Genomic DNA, 24,275 nt, shown 5'->3' on the forward strand with positions numbered 1-24,275 from the left:
ATGTGCTTTTATATGCAGTCATATAAATTTTGCCACGGCTGCAGTAATTAGTTAAAGTAACTATACCCTATCTTCATAGTAACGGGTTATCCTATGAAATACTATAGCAACACCGACTTGTATACTTCCTCGGATTTTCCGATTTTCTACAATTTCTACAAAAATAGTGAGATGCAGGGTATTTAGCTATACCCACAACCTCTTCACTATGGGTACTTTATCTAATTCGCTGTCCTCGCTAACAATGGTGTTTATACCGTTGTTGACCATTGCTCCTAGGTGGAGTGAGTCTGATGGTTTAAGGTTGTAGTCTAGTAGGAATTTTATCGCCTGCTTATACTCCTCTTCTCCTAGGCTTATTACAGATACGTATGGAAGCACATTTGACTCTATAAACTCTATTGTTATGTTGTATGGAATGCCATACTTCTTTTTAGAGACGTGGATTAGCTCATCGAGTACGAGTACATCAGTATACGGCTTATACCTAGTCAGTATATCTATATAGAAGTTCTCATAGATAATCCTAGTCTTGGGATCTGCTACGGTGTTGAGGTATATGAGAAGTGGGGAGTCTATGAAGACCTTCACTCCTCAAACTCCTCCTCAAGATACATTTTCGCTAGTTCCCCTGGCCTAGGCTCTTTTCTCGAGGGGAGACCTGCAAGCTTTTCTACATGCCTCCTCAGAGACTCTCTGAGTTTCTCAATGTCTACACCCCTCTTAGCAGGCTTAAGAACAATACCATCTCTAATCTCAACAATAAGCTCATCACCCTCATCAATACCGAAAACATCGCGAACAGCCTTCGGCAAAATTATATAGCCCTTCCTCCCAACCCTCAACCTAAGAGCCAAACCAAGCCCACCCAAGGTAAAACCAGGCTAAACCAATATATAAGCATTTCGCCTCCATGACAACATAACTAACTCCATCGTTCCATGTAAATAGTGATTGACAACCCCTAGAAGCGATGTTTATTCAGCTGTCGAACCCAACCCCATTCAATCTACTAAAAAATCTAGAGCCATTACTATCTGCATCATTGAGAAGAATACGCAGAAAACTATTTAATGGAAATACCATCGGCTCCAAAGGCTAGAGAAGGCTTGAACAGGTAAAAAAAATGAGATTGTGTGAATAAAACGGGGCCTGGGTGGAGGATATTGATCATAGATACCCATTCCTTGTCAGCATCGATTTCGGGACTGTGCCTAGTGGCTCACAGCTAGGGTATTCAAGGAGGTTGCTCCTAATGTTGAAGCTTGTGTTGTAAAAACTCAAGTATGCTAGTGTGGTGTGCTAAAAGGATGTGGGTTTAGCCTGATGAGATAGCATTTCGCGGAGGATGCTTTCGAAAGTTACCACATCAATGTCTTCTATGATACACCCCTCTCTTATCAATTTATTGAATACCATCACTTTTTCTGAGTGCCCCTTGTCTTTGGCGTAAACCCTAAGTACTTCACGTTTATTTCCACAGGTTAGGCTGATTTCAACATAGTCGTCTTCATACAGTATGCTGCCGATGACAATACCGTTCATTAACAGTACTGTTCTAAAATCACTTAGACCAGGTTTCACGTGGGTAGTCATAATGAGTGTAAGGTCCTTGGAGTAGCTCTGGAGAAGCTCGTCTATTGCAAATCGCGAGCCTATGTCGAGATTGGCATATGGCTCGTCGAGGATAATGAGCTGTGGTTTGCAAAGTAGTGCAGCAGCAAGCATTACTCTGCGCTGGTAGCCCTGCGACAAGGTACTTATCTTGGCTTTATAGAATGCTTTTAGCCCCAGGGATTCAGCTAAATCATCATAGGTGCACCTCCTTAACTCGGCAAATAGAGAGAGGTAGTCCTCAACTCTCATCTCGCCTGGGAGCGTGGTTTTCTCCGGCATATACCCTATACTACGCCTCAATTTGTCGAAGCCGGCTTTCCTGACGTGCTCGCCGAGTATTTTCACGAAGCCCTCGCTCGGGCTTGTGAGCCCCATTAGTATTTTCACGAGTGTTGATTTACCGCTTCCATTAGGCCCCATGATTACAACCCTATCACGGGGATTGACAAGCAGCTTTACATGTCTCAGAACCCAGCGGCCTCCATACTTCTTTCCGACGTCAACAACTTCTACTACGGCTTTACCTGTGCTCTCAGCCATGCTTCTACACCTCCACCCTTAACCTCTTCCACTCTCGCATAAACCATGACGAGTCCAGGCTTCTCCACCTTGACTGTAGCAGTATTGTTACAGGAAAGGTGTAGGCTTGTCCTCGTCTCGGCAACCACGCTTACGTTAACTTTAATATCTCCCCCTCCTTGACACACCAGGCTTACTTGAAGTGTACCGGTTAGTGGCATATAGGCGAGGAAGCCGTCAGTATAACCCTCACTGCTGACAAGTTGCAAGCTATAGGAGTACGTCTCTGAGTAGAGATGATTGTGAATAGCAAAAAGGGATGTGGAGAGTATGACTAGGGGTATAGCTATCCATGCGAGATAGTAGTAGTGTATCCTCCTCAATACACCTCCCTCTTAACAATTACTACGTATGTTGCAAGAAACAGTAGTAACAAGAAGACCAGGTTTAGAAGTGTATGAACCGATATGGGGTCTTGAACTTCTAATCCAAATAGTCTTATAGAGTCCTTGAGAATTTCCGCCACTTGCTCCGGGTAGCTTAAGAAAACTATGGAGGTTGACATACCCACGAGTAGTGCTGGCAAGGCATTCCAGACCAGCACATATACGAGAGCTTCTGACAAGAGAACTATCGAGAACAGTGTGAACAAGGAGAAGAAACCCACGAATTTACCCCACAAGCTACACGAGGGACATACATAAAGTGACACAGGGAGAGCAAGTGTCGCTACATAAGCTAGGCTTGACATTAGTGCGAGAATAACGATGTTGAACCAGTACCTCCTTATGCCTATGGACGCTATCACCTGGAGTATTCTGCGTATACTCATAGCGTCTAGGACTACCACGTAGAATATCGATGAAAAGATAATTGCCGTTGGAAAGCTGAAGGTGTAAAACCTATTGATGGCGTCTCCAATGATTATTCCACGGTACACGTTACTAATAATAGGGTACTTATCAGAGGCCGTTTGGAGGAGGCTGTTGAACGTCGTACTTAATGTGAGTCCTCCACTAATGATCGGTAGAGGACCGTCAATCGCTCTAGTCAGTATTTCAGTAACACGAATATATTCGTAACTATAGAACCTGCTGAATTCAACGCCGTAGTAACGCGATGCAATATCAGCTACAGGCTCGGTAGCAACGTATGCAGTAAGAGTTAGTGCTACTACGAGGAATACTAACGCTATCTTATTTAGTAGCAGAACCCTCATGACGATCTCCTCTTTTTAAAGTAAGCAATCAGTGCTACAGTAGCGATCAGGGCAGACAAGGTGATAACTATCGGTATCCACCTGCATAGCCAGCAATCAGCAGCTTCGCGTGGAACCTCGTAGTAGCCTATGTAAATAGAGTATGGGTCGATTTCTTCGTAGCGAATGTTACTCAAGGATATTATGTGGAGAAAGAACGAGGAGTTGCCTGTGGGCCCAGGTGCCAAAACCTTTAACGGTACTAACCTCATTTCGGTTGGATAGCTGTAAATGTAGTGCACCTCAGGCTCTGAACCCGTGAACACGGAAATTATATACGGGGGTTCTTCCCTGTTCACTGTCATAGTAAAGCTTATCTGCGGCTTCTTGCCTAGCAGTATATCTACAATAAAGTTATCTAACTGAGCCGTTTCATTGAAACCCGTAATAAAAATATTGGGGATAAAGTATTTAATGTCACTAGAGTACTTCATTGCAGCTTTCACTTGAGATATGTAGAGGGGGTCTATTAGAGATACATGTATTTCTGAGACTTCTCTGACTTCAGGCATTTGACCATACTTCGCGAACTTCTTAAGGTACTTGACCATATAGACTGAGCCACTTAGGTTATAGTAGTATAGCTTTGCCTTGTTCTCAACCACAGACTTCACTTCTGTAGCGTTTCTGGGGTAGCCAATGTAGAATGGGAAGAAGCTCCCCACTTTCTCCGACTCTTCATAGACTTCGCTCCCCACGATCTTATACAGTGGGCTTGAGAGCTCTATAGTTCTTGGAGTACAGGCTACATCTTCTACAGAGCCGCATAAGAGTGCTCTCAGCAACGGGTCGTCCACCACTATCTTCCAGCCATCGCGGATTGGTAGTGTAGCATTTACCACAATTCTGACAAAGGCCGTATCGTTACCACTATGTCCAACGTAAACCCTACCCTTCACCTCCAGTAGGACTAACAGAGGCTCGGCAGTAATGCAGGGGCCGGCTGGCAATGTTATTACTATAGTATCGTTGCTTCGTGAAACCATTATGTCGCTACTATTCACATTGTATTTACAAGACAATATCACTTTAACCATTTCTACGCCTTCTAAAATACGAGAAATATTGCTGTAGACGTCTATGCCCTTAACGTAGTTAATGAGAGCCCTCGAGTAAATAGAATAGCTATACCCGGGTGACCTTTCCACATGTTCAAACCTGACTTTCACCGGTGTGAGATTGCTATAGGCTAAGATAGCGTAGCCTTCAAAATCGTAAAGCAACCTCAACTGATGTTCTTCGGCCGTATCGGAGGATGCATACACGTATGTAGCATATGAGAGAGAGGAAACGAACAATAGTCCAATAATGAGAACAGTAAAAGAAGAAATATGTTGATGTTTAGCCATTTCTATCAAGCTACACCACCCTCTATCTAACTGCTTATCATTGAATAGTAGATGGTGCCAGAGACGTTTGACGAGTGATAGTGTTTCAGCTGTGGACAACCTCCAAAAATGCCTGTAGAGCCGTAGTAAAAGGCAAATATACCCTGTATCTTATGACTTACCGGGACAATAGGGATTTTTATGACCTTCCCGCTTTCAGAACGTACTACGTCAAAATTGATACCTAATACTTGCAATTTCGATCCCAATTCATCACTGTATTCAATAGTAACATAGTTTGTCTGCGAAGAATCTCTATAGGAGACATTGTAAGTGTCTATAACTTTTACATCATAAAGCGTGGCACCAGTGAGCCATGCAAGCCAAGGACAGCTGTTTTGTGCCGCAACACCATATCCAGCTACAGCACTATAGTAGTATTTAAACCCATCGACTTTTATGTAGTTGCCACCTACAGCAACGACTCCTACAGCTTTACCATCCCAGTTCACAGTAGCAGTTAACCCGTTGATGTTCAGGTCGACTTGTGTTTGCCCAGCATTGTAGCTACCCGAGAAGGTTGCTGCAACAGAGCCGATAACGTCACTACCAAATTCGATCTTTCTAATACTATTGACGTAGTATGTATATAGCGTAACGCCTGCACTTACTACCAAAACTGCTACCGCGATTATTACGACCACCGTTAGTGGGGCGATCGCGCGCATCTAATACATCGCCTTTTTACGTCAGATCCATTAACAGGTGCTTGGCATATAAGCTTTCCTTTAATTAAAATCGTTCAAAAACCTAGAAACGCTTTCAGCAGGATAAAGAAGTTTTCCATAGTTGGCTGATGTCGCTACTGGTTAATGACGTAGGCTTAGAGCTGTAGTGATTATCCACGAGAGCTCTCGTGCGTATCGGTTAATTAGGATATTTGAGCCTCCAAGCATGTCTTGCTTGTAGTACCTGAGAAAAATAGTTGAGCACGTCTTCCTTTAATATCTCATCCTGCATTAGCGCGTCGAATATTGCGAGGACAACAACCCTGTTAAGCGTACATTTTCATCTACTATGCCATATTGGCGGAGTATCAGCGGGCCCGCCAGTGTATGGAGGGCTCCTCTCCGGTAATCGAGAGCCACCTTATCACCGCTTACCTAGGAGCCCTAGAGACATTTAAGTAGTCCAATAAGCTTCATCTCAGCCCCAAAATAATCGGCTCATAACAGCGACCCGGGCTTTTAAGCCGTTCACCCAGCTAATTCAATAAAGCACCCTGTGCTGAGTGCACTATTCTACTGCGTAGCAAAGAATTCAGAAAAGCATGCTTTAATGTATAAATCACTAGTTCGCCTTATGAAGCACGAAGAGCCATTCATTAGCGAAGAAAACTTTAAAGCCATAAGCACAGTTATTCACAAGCACATTGGAACAGGGAGGAAGATGTTCGAGGAATCAACGAAGTTGCTCAGCGAAATAGGAGATCTCCGAGCTGAACTCATATTGGTAGCGATAGTGGATGATGAAGCTAGGCATTGCAAACTACTACTCAGTATTAAAGAAGAACATAGCTGAGGAATCAGCACTGACTGAAGAAGTCTTTTGGAACATGGTTTGGAAGGATAGCTCATGGCATGGAGCACCTGGAGGCTAATACCCTTAACCCTTTCCTTATTGAAGTAAAGCGTTTTTCTCTAAGTAGCCTTGTTCTAGGTTGCTTTTTAACTAATTACCCACTAGTTTTAACCAGAGGTGTTAAGTGTTGGATCAGGACGCACCTATACTAATCATACACCCCACGTGCTCGTCGAGCTACAAGTTGATTCTCGAATTGCACAGCTCGGGTTTGCTAGCTAAGCTGAGAGTCCTCATTGCAAGCGAGCCTGTTTACGCTGAGAAGTACTTTGCGTGGAGTATTCCATGGCTGATAGTAAAGGGTGCACCTGCAGTAGCTGATCCAATAACCCTGGAGGAGGTTGAAGCCGTTATTCATGGTGAAGCATTAGAGCCGCGAAACCCTGTCGAAGCCTTCAAGGAGGCATTGCTACACAGTGGGTATGCTCTAAGCGTTGTAGCTACTTGGGGTGATTTAAATCCAGTCGTAACTCCTGGTTTCGTATCAGCAGCTACTAGAGCTCCACTAACAGGTATAAGCGTAGCTCATGCTGTGCACGCCATTAAGGAGAAGTCTAATGAAGTGCTCCGTGAACTAGGGGATTCCATCTACAGAGCACTAGCAGTTACCTTCACACGCGATGTGTGGTGGGCTAGTAGTGGTGAGCTAACAGAGGATGAACTGATAGCAGTGACCACTCCACTATTCATAAAAGCGTGGTTGCTGGCTAGGGCAAGCATTGGCAGAGTAGGATTACCAAGAGATCCAAGGAGATTAAGTAGGGAAGCAACAGAGTTCATAGCAAACTTTGTATCTAGAAACGCAAAGGGCTTGCTCAGCAAGGTTAGGAGCGAACAAGAGAAGATACTAGGCGATAAGGAGTACTGGAGAATACTGAGCGAAATTGAATCAAAAGCCCCTAGGTAATATGGTTACCCAAGTGAAAAGCACATGTAAAGCGAATTAGTAGGGGTTTACGCGGAGTAGCCCCGGAGGCCTTGCCACGAGCTGTAATCAACGGCTTAATAATAGCTGACTTCACGGTTGCTGGATCCATGGTATCCTTCACTAGTGTTAAGATGCCTAGGTGGGGCAGAAACGTTTATTAGGGTGGTTTGGTTCAGTTTAGAATGGGTTTGAGCCCGCCTTGGTGATGGGAGCAGTGCTCCAAGCCTAGGCGGGTCTATCCTAGATGTGACCCGCGTGCCGTTCGGGTCGAACGCCACCCATGAACCCACAGGGATACCCAAATCCCTGTGGGCGAGGTGGAAGTCCCTAGAGGACGAACTAAGCCATCTTAAACAACCATAACCAGTCCTCTAGGGACAAACGGCACTCTCAGTAGGCGGATTCATCGATACCCTAGAGGAGCACAGGGATTACAGGGGAGAAGTGTTGACGTAGCACTTGTTGGCAAAGCTATTGAAGTAGCCATGGAGCATGAATGCGATATTGTAGCTGTGTGGTCACCGAGAGAAACCGTGGAAGTCTACAAGGAGTGCGGTATATCCAAGGTTGCCTACGACATCGCCCACGTAGAAGTAGTCCTCAGCGAAGTCAACGTGGAAGCTCAGGCAGAGCACTCAGCTAGCCCCTTTCCCAGCGAGTACATCTTTGTTAAAAACACGGAGTTCACATCGCCTAGGATATTCTCCTCTTATGTTACTTGGATTAAGATCAGGTGTGAGTACGTAGTGGAGAAGAACAGAGTGGTATGCATTGAGGTTGCATACCAAAATTAAGGACATGCTTCGTTACTGAAAGCCCGTGGAGTAGCAGGGATATAGCATACTTGGTATTGTGAGTTCACAGTGTAGAAGACGTAGTTCAAGTACTGAACGAGGTGTTCAGGATTGCGCGAAGAGAGTTCACTAAGCCGAGGTTATCAGTGAGCGATAGCATATACCACGAGGCTGTGTCGAAGTACCCTTACAAAGTAGTCCTGGGTTACCAAGCCTTCCTCACGAAGAAGCTAAGGTAGCTTGCTGTTGCTCATGAACACTACTACGATTAAACAACACGCTTGCTTAGCAATAGTGTTCAAGTTCACGAGCACGGGCTTGCGAGCTCCTAATTGCTACGTAGCTACGGCTGTGTTCTGACATTCAAGAGCCTAAGAGAGTTCAGTACCACGCTAACATCGCTTAGCACCATTACGATTGCTCCTAGCTCTGGCTTTATGAAGATGCCGTAGCTATAGAGCGCTCCAGCTGCTATTGGAAGCAATATCGTGTTGTATATAAGCGCCCAGAATAGGTTCTCGAGGAACTTCCTCCTAACTCTCCTGCTGAACTCTACTAGGAAGACTACATCTGACAGCTTATTGCTCGTGATAACCACGTCTCCAGCTTCCTTGGATATATCTGCTCCTCCACCCATAGCCACACCAACGTGTGCAACTGAAATCGCAGCTGCATCGTTTATTCCGTCACCTACATACATAACTTTTTCTCCGCTTAGCTGAAGCCTCTTAACAACATCTACTTTATCAAGGGGTTTGAGCTTGTAATAGTAAAAGTCTATCTTGAGAATCTCTGCATAATGTTTAACAGCTTCTTGAACATCGCCACTAGCAATACCAACTCTTAGTCCCAGACTCTTCAGGTACTTGACTACATCTACGGCCTCTGGTCTGAGACTATCAGAAATCTCTATAACTGCAATTGGCCTTCCCTCTACTGCTGCTATAATTGGTGTTCCACCTCTTTCCCCAATCTCCTTCAACAGCTTCTCCACACTACCTGGCAGGTCTACGCCTACTCTATCCATTAGCTCAGTGCTTCCAACAGCAATAGTTAAGCCATTGACTCTTCCCACAACGCCCAGGCCAGGGAAGTGCTCGAACTCCTCTACTTGCTTTAGCTCTATTCTTTTCTCACTGCAGTAGTTCAGTATAGCCTTAGCTATTGGGTGCTCGCTCCTAGATTCTACGCTACACACGTACGAGAGTACTTCGCTTATATCGGGATCGTTGTTTAAGGGCATGACTCTCCTTACAGCTGGAGATCCAGTAGTCAAGGTTCCTGTCTTATCGAATACTGCAACAGAGGCTTCGAGCACTCTGTCGAACACGTCTCCCCGCCTAATTACAATTCCTCTTCTCGAAGCAGTTAGAACAGCTACTGAAACTGCCATTGGAATCGCAATTCCAATTGCACAGGGACAAGCAGTTGCAAATACAGCTGCAACGAAGAGCACTGCCTTCGATACGTCACCTGCATAGATAGACCAGTAAGTAGCCGTAGCAGCAACGATACCTATGACTGCTAGAGTGAAGTATCCCACGATCTTATCTGCAAGCCTAACTATCTTCGGCTTGTAGAACTGGGCTTCTCTAATGGTTTCAACTATTTTGTACAAAATAGTTTCTCTGCCAACTCTTGTTGCCCTAATCCTCATGTAACCAGACACGAGCTTGCTTCCAGCTAGTACGGGATCCCTAGTTGAAGCCTTCTTGTGTATAGGCATGGGTTCTCCAGTGAAGCTAGATTCATCTACGTATCCCTCACCTTCAACAACAACGCCATCTACTGGTATGATCTCGCCTGCCTTGACCTCTACGAGAGCTCCCAGGGGAACGCTGTCTGCATCAACTTCGATGACACCTTCGTTGGAGATCAGCTTTGCCTTGCCATAGAGCTTCTTCACGTGCTCTTCAACGCTTCTCCAAGCCCTCTTCCTAATCCTCTCCTCAAGGTATAAGCCCAAGCCAACGAAGCCGAGAACACCAGCAGAAGCCTCGAAGAAGGATGATACGTGCACTTCTCCACGCAGAGGAATAACGTTGAGTAAGAACAGTATGCCAAACAAGAACGAGATCGTAGAGCTCAGTGCTACAAAGGAATCCATTGTTGGTGCAAACCTCAGCAGCGACCTGTAGCCTCTTAAGACAATGTCGTAGCTCAAGGTGAGGACTACTAAGGAGGATACTGCCAGCAAGTAGACGTAGTTGCCTAAGTGCACGTTCATGAGCATAGATAGAATAGCAAGTAGTACAACTGAAAACCCTATGGCAAATGCTACGAGCCTCCTAGCGAGAAGCCCGTACTCTCTTTCCCCAGTGCTGAGCCTAGCTTCTTCTAGTACACGCTTGAACTCTACGCCAAGCCCGCGAAGCGCTTTCTCGATATCTTGCTGAGTTAGAGCTAAGGGGTTATAGACAAGCTTTATCATCGATGTAGATATTGAAGCCCTACACTCGAAGACTCCTCTGGCTTTACCAAGCTTCTCCTCGAGAACTCTCGCTAGGTTTGCATCAAGGTCTTCTACTGAGAATACAGCTACTTCTTTGACAACATCGTATCCAGCATCCCTTATAGCCCTGTACACATCACCCAAGCTACACTTTGCATCATCATACTCTACGAGGGCTTCACCAGATGCTACATCCACGCTGAAGTCCTGGATGCAGTTGAGCTTAGCTAGCTCCCTATTTATCGAGTACACACAGCTAGGACAGTCAACGCCGACTATCTTAAGCCTTTCTCTGATTACAGCCATGCTAGTAAGCACTCATAGAGCAGGGCTAGCTGTGAAACATTCCTCTAGGCCCATGCGTGAGGTAGTATTCAGGATTTCTTTCGAACTCATCTAAGCAGTGCTTACTGCAGAAGTAGTAGACCTTGCCCTTGTAAATAGTCTTGTACTTGGCTTTACCGGGATCAACAGCCATACCGCAGACAGGGTCTATCTGCGTGGACATAGATAACCCCCAGTAGTTACTAGGAGCTTAATTGCTAATAAATATTTGCATTCCTGCAATTATAGCTTCCAGACTGCTAGAACTACTTAGAGCCATTTTGCACTCTACCACTACACTTACAATTGCTGTGAGTTAAGAGCTGGAAACTATGCTGAAAGAGTTGGTTTCAAGAGCTTTGGATACACTGAAAACACTTCTGCTCAAAGTGCTTTGACGAATGTGACTATAAGCAGTAAGGTTGGAAACCACGGAGAATGCTTGATGCACTTGTCCTGAGAATCCTGCTTATAAAGTGTCATTGTAAATACTCTAGTTGTAAATGTTTCGAAGAGAGATAGCGGATAGCGCGTTGAAGAAGACCCCTAGATGTCGGTATATAATTTATTATTGATGTACTCTCATAATGTTAATGAAGTACATTGAGAACCAGGACCTTAATATACATCTACATGTCACCTACGAGTTAAAACCGAGGAATTTCAACATCATGAAGGATTTCTATAGGAAACTAGTTAAAACTACTACTACCTTAAGGAAAGAGCTCAATGTCGGTAGAAAATGGTTTCCTGAAATAGACTTAATAGTTGCTCGAGACGAGCCTCCTTTTCTATTCTGTATAGAGTTTAAGTACTATCATTATCTCTTAACTACGTGGGATGTTGTTAAAGATCTCAGAAGGAAGATCAGTATACTATATGTCTTAAAGAGACATGGTGTTTGTCAAGATGCCGGAATATTTCTCTTAGATGATGGTATATGTAGGAGGAATAATGACTTGTGTAGTAGAGTGAAGACTGTGCTTAATGATATCAGAGAAGTATTATTGTTGCTTGAATACTACGTATCGTATGAAGAGTTGTTAGCTATGCTAAAGCTTATTGGTAATATGAAAGCACACTCTTAAACTGTTATTTTTTATTTTAGAACTACCACGTTTTAAAATAATTTTCTTATAGTTAATACTATTCACTGTTCCAAGCTTGTAAGTTTCATTGTATGATCTAGATATGATCTAGATAAGTAAAAAGATGTGTCCCTAGCGGGCCCGTTGGGATTTGAACCTAGGAAGCCCCGGCTCCGGAGGCTGATACCAATATCAGAATGTTGCGTGAAGCCATTGAGTGTTTACGTTTTTGTAGGAGTGATTACATGTTATATGACGGTAGAGCTATTCTACTGAAACATGCTTTAATCCCTTAAAGCAATATATAGTAGAGGAGTGAAGATGCATGGCTAAAGTTATACGTGCAAAGTATGAAAAAGGTGTTCTCAAGCCGTTGGAGCCTCTCGAGTTGAATGATGGAGAGGAGGTAATAGTTTTTATTCGTAAAAGGAGGGTGGGGGAGGTTCTCGATAAATATGTTGGGATCTTCGGGGAGGCCAGCGTTGAAGAGTTAAAGCTGTATGAGGAAGAGGCACAAGTACAATGAGTAGCGTATTCGTAGACACCAATATATTTTACAATATACTGTTTAAGACGAGTCTAACTCAAACAGCCAGGAATATCCTAGAGGAATTCGAGAACAGAAAATTCCATACAAGCCTCATAGTCTTAAACGAGTTGCTCTATATTGCTACGAGAGAATACTATCAAACTATCGGAGAAGCTAAAGGACCTTATAGTCTACGGAGAGTAATAGCTAAGCATTTCGTGCATAGCTAGCTTCCTTAGTGCTGAGCTGAGGAGAGGAGAAACAATAAAGTTTTCAGTCAAACTAGCCCCTGATCAGCCCATTCTCGTAGTCGCTGTGCGTAGGAGAGCAAGCCCTAGAGGCGTAGCCAGAGCCCTAGGCAAGAGTGTAGTAATGGCTGGCGATAGGTTGCCCTACAGTCTACTAGTAGAGTTCAAGAGAAGACTAAAGAAATCTAGAGCTGAAGCGGGATTACGCATTACTAGGCTTACTTAAACACTCCTATCCTGTCCTCCCCGCTCTAAAGAAATCTTAAGCTTCTTTGTTTTGCTCAATGAATTTGTATACCCAACCCTTGTTACTAGGTTTCTGCACTACAGCTAGCAATACCTATTGTAAATTTCTAGCGTAGGCTTCATTATTTCTGTGAACAGATGTGAATAGGCATTACTAATAATGAATACATTGGGCCGTTAGAAGAGATTATAGAGGATTGGTGGGTTCGTCGGGATTTGGATCCGGGACCTCCGGCTCCGAAGGCTGGTGGATACACTTAGTCATGTTTCATTTAGCTCAAGCCAGGCATGAAACATGGGGTGGGTCCATGATAATACTCTCAACTAAGAACATCTATGAATGACGGAAAACAATGAGTTAGCCTAAGTATTCTAAACAACTGGATTGCACCTATAAGAACTGACTGGGTAAGAATCTACCTTGATGGTAAACCCTTAAATAGATCTGACTACCGAGTTACACAAGATGAGGTAAGACCCGGTGAGAAGGGGAGCGTGGTTCTAGAGATAAGTACTGGTAGTGAATTCGAGCACATCACCATTTGCTTAAGCTTAACGTGTGTTGATGTTCCTGTGAAGAGTTTACTTACAAGCTAGGTGAAACTGCTAGCACTTAAACTACTTAAATCAAAACTAGGATTAAGAAGACTCTCACTCTTACCATCACAGTTGACTTTAATTCCCATTGCAACTTATCTCTATAGCAAGGGCATAGATAAGATAGAATCGCTAGATCATAATGACATAGAGAATACACTTACATGGCTTATCATAGCTAAATTGGGTAATGGGCTTGTCTTGGATAGAGATGTTATTGGAGCAATAAACATTGGTTTAAGGTATCTATCCTCAGATGGGAGGGGCATGGCGTTCCCCTCGACTGGGCCCCATGAAGTGCGGGTGAAGCTGGTGATCCCGTACCAAGGGCCAGCCCCACTCACGGAATTAAAACTAATTAAAAGTAACTAGAAGTAACGTGAGTGGGGAAACGCTTCTGCTGTAGAAGTGCTGATATGTGTTCGAGGTATTTGGGGTAGTTCTCGTCGGCCTCGCTGAGCAGGTCTTCGTACCTGGCTTCAGAAACCTTTAGTTCTCCAAACCTGCTCTGGATGAACCTAGCTACTTCTCTAGGCATAGCTTTGATCATCAGCCTCCATGAGACCTTCCTCATGTATTTCGGCGCCACGAGGCCGTGTCTTTTAGCATACTTCCTGATAGCGTTTCTATCTATGTACTTAGGGGCAATGGTTCCGAGGACCTCCGCTGTCTCTAGGCTCATGTATATCCACTCACTAGGCTTCTCGGGACCCTTCAACCCTATGTAGTACCTGCAGAAGCCTTCCTTCTCGAAGCAGGCAAGCCTCTTGGTCTCCAAGCCTACTCCCGGCACCTCGACTACTTCGCTGGGCCTCCAGGTTTCTATCATCTTGAGGACGTGTTCGAGCCTGGCGCCTGATTCAAGCATGGCTCTGTATACAGCGTAGTATACTTTATGCTTCTCCCTGAGGAAGCCCAGGGTTTTCTTAACGCTCTCGAGGTCTATCTGGTAGGGCCTTACATCTAGCTTGTAGCTCCTAGAGGGCACGACCTCCATTACCCAGCCAAAGGTCTCCGGGGAAATCCTCCTCTTGTAGTACAAGTACTGTATGTAGTGTCTGAAGACATTTCTAAGCCACTTGTTCTCGTGGTTAACAACGTAGTCTATCAGTTGCTCTGAAAGCTCCTTTCCTTCAAGATACTTCTTAAACAGGTTCCTGTAGTACTTCAGCGTCTCTGGATCCCTCACCCTCCTCCTCTTTTTGCACTCCGCCAAGAAGTGCTCGAAGTCGCCGCTCCACTCAAGCCTTACACCTGCAAAGCTTATGCGTTGTAACCCAGCAGATAATTTAAAGACGTCTCCCAATTTCTGGCACCAACTGCTTCAACGGGTAGACGCATCCCCTCAGGAGTATAGCCGGGCGGCTTGCGTCTACCTTGTTGGTGTTTATCTTTTTGTATCTGGTTTGGTTTGCTGTAATGTATTTGTATTTCGTAGGGGTATTAGTTAGGTTTTTCTTGATGTTTCTAGTGGTGTTTGAGGTATTTTGTCACTTATAGTTATTCATCTCCTATTATTTTCTCTACGGAGTGGATGTACTGTGAGCCTAGTTGAGAATAGATCTAGTGTATTGAGGAAGGCCCGTGCTTCTAGGGATGAGGGTATGGTGGTAGGTATAGGCGTGTTTTCGCCGCGTATCCTGGGGAGCGTGTAGAGTTCTCTGTAGCTGTTCGAGGTCCGCCTGGTCACGTGGTTAGCATATACGCCGAGGGGCCTGCCTCCTCGGTAGCAACGGTTACAGTGACGCCTAGCAGGGGAAATCGCTTCCTACACCTCCGAGATAGAGATACATGTGAGTAGCGAGGCGCCGCCCGGGCTCTACCCATTCGACCTCGTCATAACTGATGAGAGCAGGAGGAGGTTGCTCGGTGAGTGGTCGCAGTATACGCTCCCATCTTACCGTAAATGGGTTTTTCTTTTTCTGGTTTTATTTACAGGGCGATAGCCTTTATAAGGCATTATTGGGATATGTAGATATGGGAGTATGTGGATGAATCTACGTGAACTCTCTGAACCCATTGATATAAAAGAGTTTATTAAGCAAGTTAGGAGGGGACTCAACGAAGGAGATAGTGTGGAATACGATTCTCAGGCGGTATGGAGCCTCAATAAGCTACCCAAGTATCTCTGGGAAGGGTGGAAAGAGGAGCTCAGGAAAAATGGAGTAACTTGACAGGCGTTTTTACGGATACTAAAGTTTCACACAATGGATGCTATTGAGTGGGCGATAAGGGATACCTTGACTTGGAGGGGGTTCCTGGGTCGGGTCACTAGAAGTATTGAAATATATGGGGTAAAGTCTGGGGGTAAAGGTAATGAGAAACAGTAAGAGGGGTACAAGGACTAGTAGTTTCGGCTCCCCGGGCCGTGAGGCTCACGACTCTGCACCGTTCTACTCGAGGAAGCTCTACAAGGGGGTGCCCCTATTGAAGCCTGCACCCAGGGATCTTAAGGAGAACCCTGTTCCACCAGAGTACCTGGATAAAGTTATACTTGGAGATGCTAGGGAAGTCTTGAAAAAGCTCCCAGACAATTCTGTGCACCTAATGGTTACCTCACCACCTTACAATGTTGGTAAAGAATATGATGAGGATTTGACTCTTGGAGAATACCTTGACTTTATAGAGGAGGTTATGAGAGAGGTTTACCGTGTCCTCGTGTGGGGTGGACGCGTCTGCTTCAATATAGCCAATTTAGGGCGAAAACCATACATCCCCCTACATGCCTACCTAATTCAACGCTTCGAGGAAATAGGTTTCCTATTTAGAGGTGAGATAGTATGGGATAAGGGGGACGCAGTCTCAGGTTCAAGCACGGCCTGGGGCTCGTGGATGAGTGCTGTAAACCCCGTGCTTAGAGACCAGCATGAGTACATTATTGTACTTAGCAAGGGGGACTTTAAGAGGAGAAAACTACCAGGCAAAAAAGATACAATTACTCGGGATGAGTTCCTAGAGTTTACTAGGAGCGTGTGGAGGTTCCCACCGGAGTCCGCCAAGAGAGTCGGTCACCCAGCCCCATTCCCAGAAGAGTTGCCATACAGGTGCATACAGTTATACACCTTCGAGGGAGACGTGGTGCTTGACCCGTTCGCTGGCTCTGGGACAACATGTGTAATAGCGGTCAAGACTGGTAGACACTACATATGTATAGACATAAACGAGGAGTATGTCAAAATAGCCGAACAAAGGATTAAGGAAGCAAAGAAACATGTGCCCTTAACACGGTTCATAGATAAGGATTCTCCTAGCCATTAAATCCAGCCAGTTTCTTTAATAGATGATACCACGCTTCCCAATAACCTTCAACCGCCCGCTTAAGGTCACTAACGGGTTCATACTTTTTGCCAACATGGTTTCCTTCCCTTTCAGCTTCCGACATTAATCTACGTACAGCTTCACTAGATATACCGAAACCTCTGGGATTAGTATCGCCTCTAGGCATCCACCAGAAGGCCCGACCCATTTCACTCCTAACTTTACTGATGAGCTCTGGCGTGAAGACGTATATGTCTATTTTCTTTGCTGACCTATCCCCAGTAACATATAATATTGGGTACTTGAAGGAAAATGATTCTGCTCTTTCCCATGAAGGAAACCCGTTCCAAGCGACCTTTACAGTTGTCGGTCTTTCCGTGGTTTTTAGGCTGTAAGTATACCGTTTATTACCTATTTTCACTTTGAAGTCCCAGGAACGTTCAGTATCGGGGGCACTCTCAACCTGAAGTCCGAATTCGTATCTCAGTAGTAATTTTATGAAATTCTCACGCCTCTTACCCACATCGGGTGCGCTACCTTCTATATACAGTAGCTCCCACACCCTACCCAGCAATTCTATAGTCTCTGGCCGCTGTATGAAAAGTTTAATAAGCGGGTCTACAGTCAATTTCTCACTCCTCGTTTAATTCTCTTGGAGTCATAGTATATAAATTACGTTTCAGGAACTCCACCTAAAACTTCCTAATAAATTTTTATCTTTTTGAGGTGGTTACCATGTGGTTCTTGTTAATCCCTTTCGTTATCGTCCTCGTAGGGCTCTATGTGGTCCTCTATCTGTAGGCGAAGGACGACAGCCCCAATTTTTCCTTAAGTACTCATCGTCTTTTGCAATAGCTAGTATTTCTAAGGCTAGACTGTAATCTACTGAGCCATCCTCTCTGAGTATACCCATTGATCTAAGTCTATTCCTAGCACTAACTACTTTCTCAAACTCCTCCTGAGCCAGTAGCTTTAAGAGGGGTTTCACGTACTCAGGTTTAACCCTTGACTTCTTCTCCAATAAGCGCCACAGTGTAACCCTGCTGAGCCCTGTCTCCTCGAGGATCTTCTTGTGATCATACTTTTCGTCAAGGTACTTCAGTATTCGATACCTAGCATCCTCACTAAGCTTAGAAGGATCAATAGACTCCCACCAAGGTTGCTTATCACTCAAGGCTATCACATCTGATGTTTCAGCCTGCTCCAAGACACTGAAACATAGAGGAAACTAAATAAATTTCTTGATGTAAGTGTTTAAAGAGTGACGGGCCCGCCGGGATTTGAACCCGGGTCCTCCGGCTCCGCAGGCCGGCGCCCTATCCTGGCTAGGCGACGGGCCCTTTATCCAGGTCTGTATTTACCTTGATTGGAATAATAAAATTTCTAACCCGTCATCTTGAATAGTATTTCCTTGGATTGATAGCCGTTCTTATCTATTACTATTAGATCTATCCCGTCCCCGGATAGTATATCTCTCTCTATCACTGTTTTCACAGCGTTCACCGCTAGCTCCTCCGCCTCCTTGAGGCTGAGACCTGGGTTATATCTTGGCTCTATGTAGCCTAGTGCTAGTTGAGCGCCCGAGCCCACCGCTACGTATTTCTCCTCTATCACGCTTCCGACAGGGTCTAGGATATATAATGAAGGCCCTTCCTCATCATATCCTCCTACAACAACCTCTGTAAGCATGGGTGCAAGCTTGTAACTGTAAAGGATCACTGAGAGAAGCTTCGCCAGGCTCCTGGTTTTAATATCCCTCCCATGTTGAAGCTCGTAGTTCTTGGCTTCAAGCCTTAAAACCTTAACCAGGAAGTTTATGTCGCCCATTAACCCGGCGAAGCCCACGCCTATATGGTTTGTTACCATGTGTATTTTCCTAGCGTTCCTACTTAGCACGAACCCGTCATACGTCAGCCTTTTCTCGCTGGCTAACACTACTCCCTCACTGGTTTTTAACCCTATGGCTGTGCCGGGTAAAACGACTTCACCCATTACGCTCACTCCCAAGTGCTTCCTTAATTTGAAACCTAACTATATCTTAAAGAGATACCTGGATTATAAATTAGTCAGAACCCGCAATCGCCCTGATTGTACTGGGAAATATCCCCCGGGGTAGCTACATTAACAAGGTGTTAGATTATTGTTTTCCTAGGTGGAGATATTATTACTAGGCTCCCACTAGAGGAAATCACAAGGCCTGAGCCCTTAGCCAACCCCTTGATCAAGTGAAACATCTTAGTCTTCACCCTGCTATTCTGTGGTAGTAGGATTATCGAGGACCCCTGTGAAATACCTACACCACTACTTAATCCCAGTAACTCTATGATCTTCATTGAATCCACGCCTAACTCAGCAATCGTTGAGCCAAGTATCTCCCCCCTCCTCTCTATCTCCTCAAGGTCCTCAAGCTCCAATACATCCATGTGCATATATGCAAACCCGACCTTTGATAAGATGAGCTCCACCCACCTCTCCATTAAAGCCCTGGGAGCATAGTAGCCCATCGACTCTATTTTCAATGCCTCATCTATTAGTTGCCTCATATAGCCTGATATACTGGTCCCCCTCTTCCTCGCCACCTCCTTAAGTGCTTCAACATATTCCGCATCGATACCAATGGTCTTCCTACTCTTTCTCAAGGAACCCGGTCACCCTCACAACCACAGTGTTAACGTTTACTGTTAGATCAAGTATTTTAAGATCGTAGCCGGCTGCCATACCACTCAATATTTTCTCAAGCACGCGCATTAACCTGGGTGATGCATCAGCTATGGAGATCACGAACCTATATACCTCATCACTCTCCTTCACCACATCAATGGTGGTCATCGGCATCCAGAGGGATAAAGAGGTCTGGAACTCCCTCGGGGAACTACCCCGTTTAACCCTGCTTAGCTCACCAAACCACCTAGATGACCTCGATAACTCCTCTAGCAACTGATTAAATAAGGCTTCATCAAGGCCATCGAGGATCCTCCTCGCTATACTCATGGGCAGGAATACTAGTCCAAGCCTCCTTAAATCATCCACCGCATCGACGAGGACTATGCTCTCCAGTATAGATGACTTATACTTCATTATCTTCAATAATCCCTCGAGGGACTTCTCTATGATCACGCTGTAAGGCATACCATACCTCTCAGCAACATCAAGCGCCTCCTGTATGATTTCATCAGAGATCGGCACGAATCTCCTTCTAATCTCCCTTGACATCGAATTCACCAAGCAACCATGTTAAATTATTACTGAGAAAGATAAAAAGTGAGATGCTTAGTCATTAAAAATACTTCCTCCAACCCCCAGTAGTGGGATTGTCATAGAACAATATGAGATACCATATAATACACCCTCCCATCTACAGGCTCTTGGAAAAACTTATATATTCTGGATGCATTTATTTCAAATTGCCAGGTGTGTAAAATGGGGTCTCATAAGATATATCATATATTATTTACATTAACACTAATACTAACAATATTGTTCTCGGGAGTATCCCTAGCAACAGCCACACCACTTAAGGTGGAGAATGTTAAGAGGATCACAGATATCATTAACAGGGTCGACGGCGACTACGTGTCGCTGGTGGTCGTGATAGATAAATCCACCCCATTCAACACTGTGGAAGACCTATATAATAGGTTGCAGAACACGAAGTACACGTATAATGGTGCAGAGCTAAACCTTGCCTCTTCAAGGCTGATCAGGGATAGGCTTGGAAACTATGTATTCAAAGTATTCGGGCCTAAAGAGCTTGTCACGAATATATTCCAGAATGCTGGGGGAGTAGTGTTAAGCAATGTACTGGTGAAGCCAGCACTAACACTGATGAACATGAAGATCGATGAGAAAAGCGTTGACACAGCACCGGTTAAGGAGATACCTGAGGTAGACACTATGTTTGTAAGAGAGATAACAGGTGTTAATGCCGTCGAAGAAGAATACGGGTTGAATGGTACAGGCGTGATAGTTGCGGTAGTTGATACCGGTGTGGACTACGGTCACCCGAATCTACGTAATAAACTGATCTACTATAAGGGGCAATACTATGATCTAGATGGTGAGCTAGTGAATATCACAGAGCCACTGGTTCTCGACGCGGATGAATCACAGGTAATATTATTCAATGGTTTCACAGCCACCAATGGATTAATAACCATACCAAATGGCACAGTATTCCAGGTTATAACGCCTTCACTACTTAAGATAACAGTCTCTACAAACACAACACTTAATGTAACAGGTATAACCTCAGCAAGCGGCGTATACATGGTTGGATTAACGTATCTAAGCCTAGTCGGTGCTTCAAGCCCGGTGGTCAGGTTCATAGTGCTGGCAGACCCCGTAGAGCCCGGCGTTTACACCGAGCTATATGTAGACTTCAACAATAACAGAGTATTCACTGATAGCGTCGATATGAGGGCATCCTACTACGGGGACAGGATACTGGTATCTCCGAACCCAGCTAACCCGAGCTACAGCTTTGGAGTAGCCGGTGGATTCTTCTATGATCTCGGGTGGTGGTTCGGCTCAGGCAGGTTCCTGCCCGGCTGGGACTTGAAGGGCAGATACCTAAGTATATTCTATGATTTCAACGGGCATGGGACAGCCTGCGCCTCAGCTGTTGGAGGCGAGGATGTATTATATGGTGGATTACTACAGGGCATAGCCCCGGGCACTAAGATAATAGGTGTCAAAGCCCTCTACTGGGGCGACACCGAGCTGGGCATGATGTGGGCAGCTGGATTCGATAGCGATCCATCAACCGGCCTACTCTACTATACTGGAAGCAGGAGGGCCGATATAATAAGCAACAGCTGGGGTATAAGCTCGTTCATATATGATATCTCGGGCTTCGGCTACGACTTCACCTCTATGCTGGAGAACGGCCTAGTTACGCCCGGCTTCCTAGATCCCTCATACCCGGGTATAATAATAGTTCAGGCAGCCGGTAACGGTGGCGGTGGATACGGCACCGTGACATCGCCTGGCTCTGCGGCCGGCGTGATAACTGTTGGCGCCTCTACCTCATGGTGGCCATACTATCTCTTATACGGCTATGCTGATATAACATGGGATCAGATAATAGGCTGGGCAGCTAGAGGACCTACCCCAGCAGGCTACTTGAAGCCCGACGTAGTCAATGTTGGAGCCTACGGGTTTACAGCTAGCGTCATAGGCTGGAACAGAGCTAAGTACACGGTGTTCAGTGGTACAAGCTATGCTACACCATTAACCGCTGGATCAGTGGCATTGATACTAAGTGCGTTGATCCAGAAGTATGGTGAGCAAGGCAGATACACTAATCCATTCACGGTTAAACAAATACTGATGAATACAGCCGACTACCTGAACTACCCGCCACTAGATCAGGGAGCTGGTAGAGTCAACGTGTACAGGGCTGTTTCAAGTGTTTTAGAGAACAGTGAACCATTAATATATTCTAAGAGCTACTACAGCGGTGTCTCCAGTAAGCTCTCAGAGCTCTGGTTCTACTACTGGAGGGACTACATACCAGTAAGCCTGCTCCAGTGGTATGGGGTAACAATATTCCCAAGCGATCCATCCGCACCATCATCATGGAGTGCCCTGAGTCACTACGGGGTATACGTCCCGGATATACCGCGTGGATTATCAAGGGTATTTGATATATCGATAGCTAATCCAACACCGACGCCAATACAGGTGTCCCTGTCAAGCGTTAAATTCACGGTTTCAAGCGTGAAAACATATATTTTAACATTAAGCCTGCTGAGAGGGATGGGTGATTACTCATCCTACTTAATACTGAACAGGGGAGACATACCAAGTGATGCAGCGTTAATGAGTGTTGAGGTGAACATGCCCTTCAAGTACTTTGATGGGGACGGGGACTACATACCCGACTACGATGCACTCGTATATGCATACATATGGGTGAATGACACAGATAGAAACGGCTACCCATATGATCCAACCAGCCACAACAACCCATTACAGGTTGGTGAGGTAGCCTACGTCAACTACGGGCTCCACACTTCATCATATAATAGGCTACAGATAGCTAACCCATTGTACTGGTTGAACACCTTCGCATCCTACTACGGTGATGCTAAGCTAGTCATAAGGTGTAGATTATGGAATGACACTGATACAAGCAAGGGCTTCTACGAGTTAGTCAACATAACAATACCAGTAACCATCACATACTATAAGGTTGTCCCAGACACCTCGATAACCCTGCCAACCACCACCTTCACCGTTAATCCAGGCAGAAACATCACATTATATGGTACCATATCCACGACTTCATCAACTGTTCCAACAGTATACCAGTCGTATATCAAGGTAGTGATCAACTATGGTTCAACACAGCAGACATACTACGTGCCTCTCACCTACACGGTCGTTGCTTCACTGACACCCGGTGTCCAGACCGCGTTGAACCCATTAAATGATATTAGCTCCCCAATGCCCTCATCACACTTAAGAGGCGAGAACGATTGGGGCTGGAGGTATGAGGCCGGTGACTGGAGGTTCTTCTATGTTAACGTAAGTAGTCCAAGTATAGCGTATTTACAGGTAACAGCTAGCTGGAGCCTACCTAACACATCACTAGTAGCCTACACGCTTGGACCGAATGGATTATTCGCCGGCTTCTTCCTCGGTGAATCCGTGTCATGGCATCTACACAGGGGTAGCGGTATATTCATGTGGCATGCTACAGGCGGGGTTGGCGGTAACTCATCAACAATAATATTCCCAAGCACCTCCTACAGGTATGGATTATACCCGTCTAAGAAGCCTACTTTAGGAGTATACACTATAATCGTTAGAACAGTATTATTTGATGCAGGCACTAATCTTGAGAGATTCACTTTAACGGTTACACCGGTAACTATACCGCAGAGACTGCCATCAGCGTCAATGCCGGCGTCAGGCACCGCGATACTAAGGGTAAGGTTCCCATACCCCGTGACCGAGTCAAGTGCAGCGGCAGATGTATCACCGTACCCAGCTCTCAGTAGCCAATCACAGAGCATAAGGGTATTCACAGTGTCTCCAGTAAGCTATACCGGCTACTATCCATCATACTATACATTCTCATATACGTTGTCGTGGGCTAACACGGGTTCACCACTGGATAGACAGGACATATCACTAATAGTCTCCATGACGACGCCGAGTCTCCCGGTTTACAGCAGGTATGGCTCCAGCTACTACGTTAACACGACAACATATATAATAGAGGACTGGGTAATCACAGGTCTAAACTACTCCTGGCTCCTCCCATAATCTCCCTGCCGAGTAATACCCTGCAACCAGTTTTTTCCCCAAGAATCACCTCAGACGCCTTTACTTAATATGCTTGAAATCATATGATATCCGGGTTCGCTGGAATCGCGATCACTAATAGTTCACCTCTGGTAGGCCTCCACAGTATGTATGGCCAGGTACTTAACACGTGAAGG

The 24,275-nt window shown here is 45.2% G+C and carries 27 protein-coding genes and 1 tRNA gene; 11 read left to right on the forward strand and 17 right to left on the reverse strand.

Annotated features, from left to right (window positions below):
- Positions 1 to 186 precede the first annotated feature (186 nt).
- The 7 genes from QXV08_RS07380 to QXV08_RS07410 all read right to left on the reverse strand — a co-directional run bounded on the left by QXV08_RS07380 (position 187) and on the right by QXV08_RS07410 (position 5,399).
- Positions 187 to 591 carry a type II toxin-antitoxin system VapC family toxin gene (locus tag QXV08_RS07380; protein ID WP_342791439.1) on the reverse strand — a complete coding sequence of 135 codons (405 nt, stop codon included), beginning with the start codon at positions 589 to 591 and terminating at the stop codon, positions 187 to 189.
- Positions 588 to 872, reverse strand: coding sequence for an AbrB/MazE/SpoVT family DNA-binding domain-containing protein (locus tag QXV08_RS07385; RefSeq protein WP_342791438.1), 285 nt, complete (start codon positions 870 to 872; stop codon positions 588 to 590). The genes QXV08_RS07380 and QXV08_RS07385 overlap by 4 nt, the downstream gene beginning before the upstream one ends.
- 430 nt (positions 873 to 1,302) lie before the next feature.
- Positions 1,303 to 2,157: an ABC transporter ATP-binding protein gene (locus QXV08_RS07390; protein WP_342783252.1), complete on the reverse strand. Its 855-nt coding sequence runs from the start codon at positions 2,155 to 2,157 to the stop codon at positions 1,303 to 1,305.
- Complete coding sequence (locus QXV08_RS07395; RefSeq protein ID WP_342791437.1) at positions 2,130 to 2,519, reverse strand: hypothetical protein; 390 nt, start codon at positions 2,517 to 2,519, stop codon at positions 2,130 to 2,132. Before QXV08_RS07395 ends, QXV08_RS07390 begins: the two co-directional genes overlap by 28 nt.
- Positions 2,516 to 3,355, reverse strand: a complete 840-nt coding sequence (locus QXV08_RS07400; RefSeq protein ID WP_342783254.1) for a hypothetical protein — start codon at positions 3,353 to 3,355, stop codon at positions 2,516 to 2,518. Before QXV08_RS07400 ends, QXV08_RS07395 begins: the two co-directional genes overlap by 4 nt.
- A complete protein-coding gene (locus QXV08_RS07405; RefSeq protein WP_342786319.1) occupies positions 3,352 to 4,752 on the reverse strand; it encodes a hypothetical protein in 1,401 nt (466 codons plus the stop codon). The genes QXV08_RS07400 and QXV08_RS07405 overlap by 4 nt, the downstream gene beginning before the upstream one ends.
- A gap of 17 nt (positions 4,753 to 4,769) precedes the next feature.
- Positions 4,770 to 5,399, reverse strand: coding sequence for a hypothetical protein (locus tag QXV08_RS07410; RefSeq protein ID WP_342786318.1), 630 nt, complete (start codon positions 5,397 to 5,399; stop codon positions 4,770 to 4,772).
- A gap of 685 nt (positions 5,400 to 6,084) precedes the next feature.
- On the opposite strand from QXV08_RS07410, the gene QXV08_RS07415 reads away from it, so the two are divergent.
- The 3 genes from QXV08_RS07415 (at position 6,085) to QXV08_RS07425 (ending at position 8,085) form a co-directional block, all read left to right on the forward strand.
- Positions 6,085 to 6,303, forward strand: a complete 219-nt coding sequence (locus QXV08_RS07415; protein WP_342783257.1) for a hypothetical protein — start codon at positions 6,085 to 6,087, stop codon at positions 6,301 to 6,303.
- Positions 6,304 to 6,490: 187 nt separating this feature from the next.
- Positions 6,491 to 7,270 (forward strand): hypothetical protein, encoded by a 780-nt coding sequence (locus tag QXV08_RS07420; RefSeq protein WP_342783258.1) that lies wholly within the window; start codon positions 6,491 to 6,493, stop codon positions 7,268 to 7,270.
- A 506-nt stretch (positions 7,271 to 7,776) separates the two neighbouring features.
- Positions 7,777 to 8,085: a hypothetical protein gene (locus tag QXV08_RS07425; protein WP_342783259.1), complete on the forward strand. Its 309-nt coding sequence runs from the start codon at positions 7,777 to 7,779 to the stop codon at positions 8,083 to 8,085.
- A gap of 343 nt (positions 8,086 to 8,428) precedes the next feature.
- Here QXV08_RS07425 and QXV08_RS07430 read toward each other — a convergent pair whose 3' ends face one another.
- Positions 8,429 to 10,843, reverse strand: coding sequence for a heavy metal translocating P-type ATPase (locus QXV08_RS07430; protein WP_342783260.1), 2,415 nt, complete (start codon positions 10,841 to 10,843; stop codon positions 8,429 to 8,431).
- Between the two features lie 25 nt (positions 10,844 to 10,868).
- On the reverse strand, positions 10,869 to 11,045 hold the full coding sequence (locus QXV08_RS07435) for a YHS domain-containing protein (protein ID WP_342783261.1): 177 nt from the start codon (positions 11,043 to 11,045) through the stop codon (positions 10,869 to 10,871).
- A 409-nt stretch (positions 11,046 to 11,454) separates the two neighbouring features.
- Here QXV08_RS07435 and QXV08_RS07440 point away from each other — a divergent pair, with 409 nt between their 5' ends.
- The 4 genes from QXV08_RS07440 (at position 11,455) to QXV08_RS07455 (ending at position 12,952) form a co-directional block, all read left to right on the forward strand.
- On the forward strand, positions 11,455 to 11,949 hold the full coding sequence (locus QXV08_RS07440) for a hypothetical protein (protein WP_342783262.1): 495 nt from the start codon (positions 11,455 to 11,457) through the stop codon (positions 11,947 to 11,949).
- Between the two features lie 325 nt (positions 11,950 to 12,274).
- Positions 12,275 to 12,475 carry an antitoxin family protein gene (locus tag QXV08_RS07445; protein ID WP_342783263.1) on the forward strand — a complete coding sequence of 67 codons (201 nt, stop codon included), beginning with the start codon at positions 12,275 to 12,277 and terminating at the stop codon, positions 12,473 to 12,475.
- Positions 12,472 to 12,708 (forward strand): PIN domain-containing protein, encoded by a 237-nt coding sequence (locus QXV08_RS07450; RefSeq protein ID WP_342783264.1) that lies wholly within the window; start codon positions 12,472 to 12,474, stop codon positions 12,706 to 12,708. Before QXV08_RS07445 ends, QXV08_RS07450 begins: the two co-directional genes overlap by 4 nt.
- Positions 12,709 to 12,793: 85 nt before the next feature.
- Positions 12,794 to 12,952: a hypothetical protein gene (locus QXV08_RS07455; RefSeq protein WP_342783265.1), complete on the forward strand. Its 159-nt coding sequence runs from the start codon at positions 12,794 to 12,796 to the stop codon at positions 12,950 to 12,952.
- Positions 12,953 to 13,927: 975 nt separating this feature from the next.
- On the opposite strand, the gene QXV08_RS07460 is transcribed toward QXV08_RS07455, so the two are convergent.
- Positions 13,928 to 14,875, reverse strand: a complete 948-nt coding sequence (locus QXV08_RS07460; protein WP_342783267.1) for an integrase — start codon at positions 14,873 to 14,875, stop codon at positions 13,928 to 13,930.
- Between the two features lie 198 nt (positions 14,876 to 15,073).
- Positions 15,074 to 15,259, reverse strand: coding sequence for a hypothetical protein (locus QXV08_RS07465; protein WP_342783268.1), 186 nt, complete (start codon positions 15,257 to 15,259; stop codon positions 15,074 to 15,076).
- 103 nt (positions 15,260 to 15,362) lie between these two features.
- Between QXV08_RS07465 and QXV08_RS07470 the strand changes: the two genes are divergently transcribed.
- The 3 genes from QXV08_RS07470 to QXV08_RS07480 all read left to right on the forward strand — a co-directional run bounded on the left by QXV08_RS07470 (position 15,363) and on the right by QXV08_RS07480 (position 16,827).
- Positions 15,363 to 15,515, forward strand: a complete 153-nt coding sequence (locus tag QXV08_RS07470; RefSeq protein WP_342786317.1) for a hypothetical protein — start codon at positions 15,363 to 15,365, stop codon at positions 15,513 to 15,515.
- 45 nt (positions 15,516 to 15,560) lie between these two features.
- Entirely contained in the window at positions 15,561 to 15,743 is a 183-nt protein-coding gene (locus QXV08_RS07475) for a hypothetical protein (RefSeq protein ID WP_342783269.1), read from the forward strand.
- A gap of 142 nt (positions 15,744 to 15,885) precedes the next feature.
- Positions 15,886 to 16,827: a site-specific DNA-methyltransferase gene (locus QXV08_RS07480; protein ID WP_342783270.1), complete on the forward strand. Its 942-nt coding sequence runs from the start codon at positions 15,886 to 15,888 to the stop codon at positions 16,825 to 16,827.
- On the opposite strand, the gene QXV08_RS07485 is transcribed toward QXV08_RS07480, so the two are convergent.
- The 6 genes from QXV08_RS07485 to QXV08_RS07510 form a co-directional block, all read right to left on the reverse strand.
- Complete coding sequence (locus tag QXV08_RS07485; RefSeq protein WP_342783271.1) at positions 16,817 to 17,455, reverse strand: ThaI family type II restriction endonuclease; 639 nt, start codon at positions 17,453 to 17,455, stop codon at positions 16,817 to 16,819. The genes QXV08_RS07480 and QXV08_RS07485 overlap by 11 nt on opposite strands.
- A 132-nt stretch (positions 17,456 to 17,587) precedes the next feature.
- On the reverse strand, positions 17,588 to 18,001 hold the full coding sequence (locus QXV08_RS07490) for a hypothetical protein (RefSeq protein ID WP_342786316.1): 414 nt from the start codon (positions 17,999 to 18,001) through the stop codon (positions 17,588 to 17,590).
- 91 nt (positions 18,002 to 18,092) lie between these two features.
- Positions 18,093 to 18,167 (reverse strand) — tRNA-Arg (locus QXV08_RS07495).
- Positions 18,168 to 18,210: 43 nt separating this feature from the next.
- Positions 18,211 to 18,819, reverse strand: a complete 609-nt coding sequence (gene psmB / locus QXV08_RS07500) for an archaeal proteasome endopeptidase complex subunit beta (protein WP_342783273.1) — start codon at positions 18,817 to 18,819, stop codon at positions 18,211 to 18,213.
- A 140-nt stretch (positions 18,820 to 18,959) separates the two neighbouring features.
- On the reverse strand, positions 18,960 to 19,466 hold the full coding sequence (locus QXV08_RS07505; RefSeq protein ID WP_342783274.1) for a CopG family transcriptional regulator: 507 nt from the start codon (positions 19,464 to 19,466) through the stop codon (positions 18,960 to 18,962).
- Positions 19,453 to 20,040: a hypothetical protein gene (locus QXV08_RS07510; protein ID WP_342783275.1), complete on the reverse strand. Its 588-nt coding sequence runs from the start codon at positions 20,038 to 20,040 to the stop codon at positions 19,453 to 19,455. Before QXV08_RS07510 ends, QXV08_RS07505 begins: the two co-directional genes overlap by 14 nt.
- 207 nt (positions 20,041 to 20,247) lie before the next feature.
- Here QXV08_RS07510 and QXV08_RS07515 point away from each other — a divergent pair, with 207 nt between their 5' ends.
- Positions 20,248 to 24,099, forward strand: coding sequence for a S8 family serine peptidase (locus QXV08_RS07515; protein WP_342783276.1), 3,852 nt, complete (start codon positions 20,248 to 20,250; stop codon positions 24,097 to 24,099).
- Positions 24,100 to 24,275: the final 176 nt, after the last annotated feature.

The organism is Desulfurococcus sp., from assembly GCF_038881575.1.
In the GTDB taxonomy this organism is placed as follows: Archaea; Thermoproteota; Thermoprotei_A; order Sulfolobales; family Desulfurococcaceae; genus Desulfurococcus.

Excerpts from the sequence above, each read along its gene's own strand:
- QXV08_RS07400 (WP_342783254.1), bottom strand. The coding sequence starts at position 3,355 with ATGAGGGTTCTGCTACTAAATAAGATAGCGTTAGTATTCCTCGTAGTA.
- QXV08_RS07445 (WP_342783263.1), top strand. The coding sequence starts at position 12,275 with ATGGCTAAAGTTATACGTGCAAAGTATGAAAAAGGTGTTCTCAAGCCG.
- QXV08_RS07480 (WP_342783270.1), top strand. The coding sequence starts at position 15,886 with ATGAGAAACAGTAAGAGGGGTACAAGGACTAGTAGTTTCGGCTCCCCG.
- QXV08_RS07440 (WP_342783262.1), top strand. The coding sequence starts at position 11,455 with ATGAAGTACATTGAGAACCAGGACCTTAATATACATCTACATGTCACC.
- QXV08_RS07415 (WP_342783257.1), top strand. The coding sequence starts at position 6,085 with ATGAAGCACGAAGAGCCATTCATTAGCGAAGAAAACTTTAAAGCCATA.
- psmB (WP_342783273.1), bottom strand. The coding sequence starts at position 18,819 with ATGGGTGAAGTCGTTTTACCCGGCACAGCCATAGGGTTAAAAACCAGT.
- QXV08_RS07450 (WP_342783264.1), top strand. The coding sequence starts at position 12,472 with ATGAGTAGCGTATTCGTAGACACCAATATATTTTACAATATACTGTTT.
- QXV08_RS07425 (WP_342783259.1), top strand. The coding sequence starts at position 7,777 with ATGGAGCATGAATGCGATATTGTAGCTGTGTGGTCACCGAGAGAAACC.
- QXV08_RS07435 (WP_342783261.1), bottom strand. The coding sequence starts at position 11,045 with ATGTCCACGCAGATAGACCCTGTCTGCGGTATGGCTGTTGATCCCGGT.
- QXV08_RS07515 (WP_342783276.1), top strand. The coding sequence starts at position 20,248 with ATGGGGTCTCATAAGATATATCATATATTATTTACATTAACACTAATA.
- QXV08_RS07430 (WP_342783260.1), bottom strand. The coding sequence starts at position 10,843 with ATGGCTGTAATCAGAGAAAGGCTTAAGATAGTCGGCGTTGACTGTCCT.
- QXV08_RS07510 (WP_342783275.1), bottom strand. The coding sequence starts at position 20,040 with ATGTCAAGGGAGATTAGAAGGAGATTCGTGCCGATCTCTGATGAAATC.
- QXV08_RS07475 (WP_342783269.1), top strand. The coding sequence starts at position 15,561 with ATGAATCTACGTGAACTCTCTGAACCCATTGATATAAAAGAGTTTATT.
- QXV08_RS07390 (WP_342783252.1), bottom strand. The coding sequence starts at position 2,157 with ATGGCTGAGAGCACAGGTAAAGCCGTAGTAGAAGTTGTTGACGTCGGA.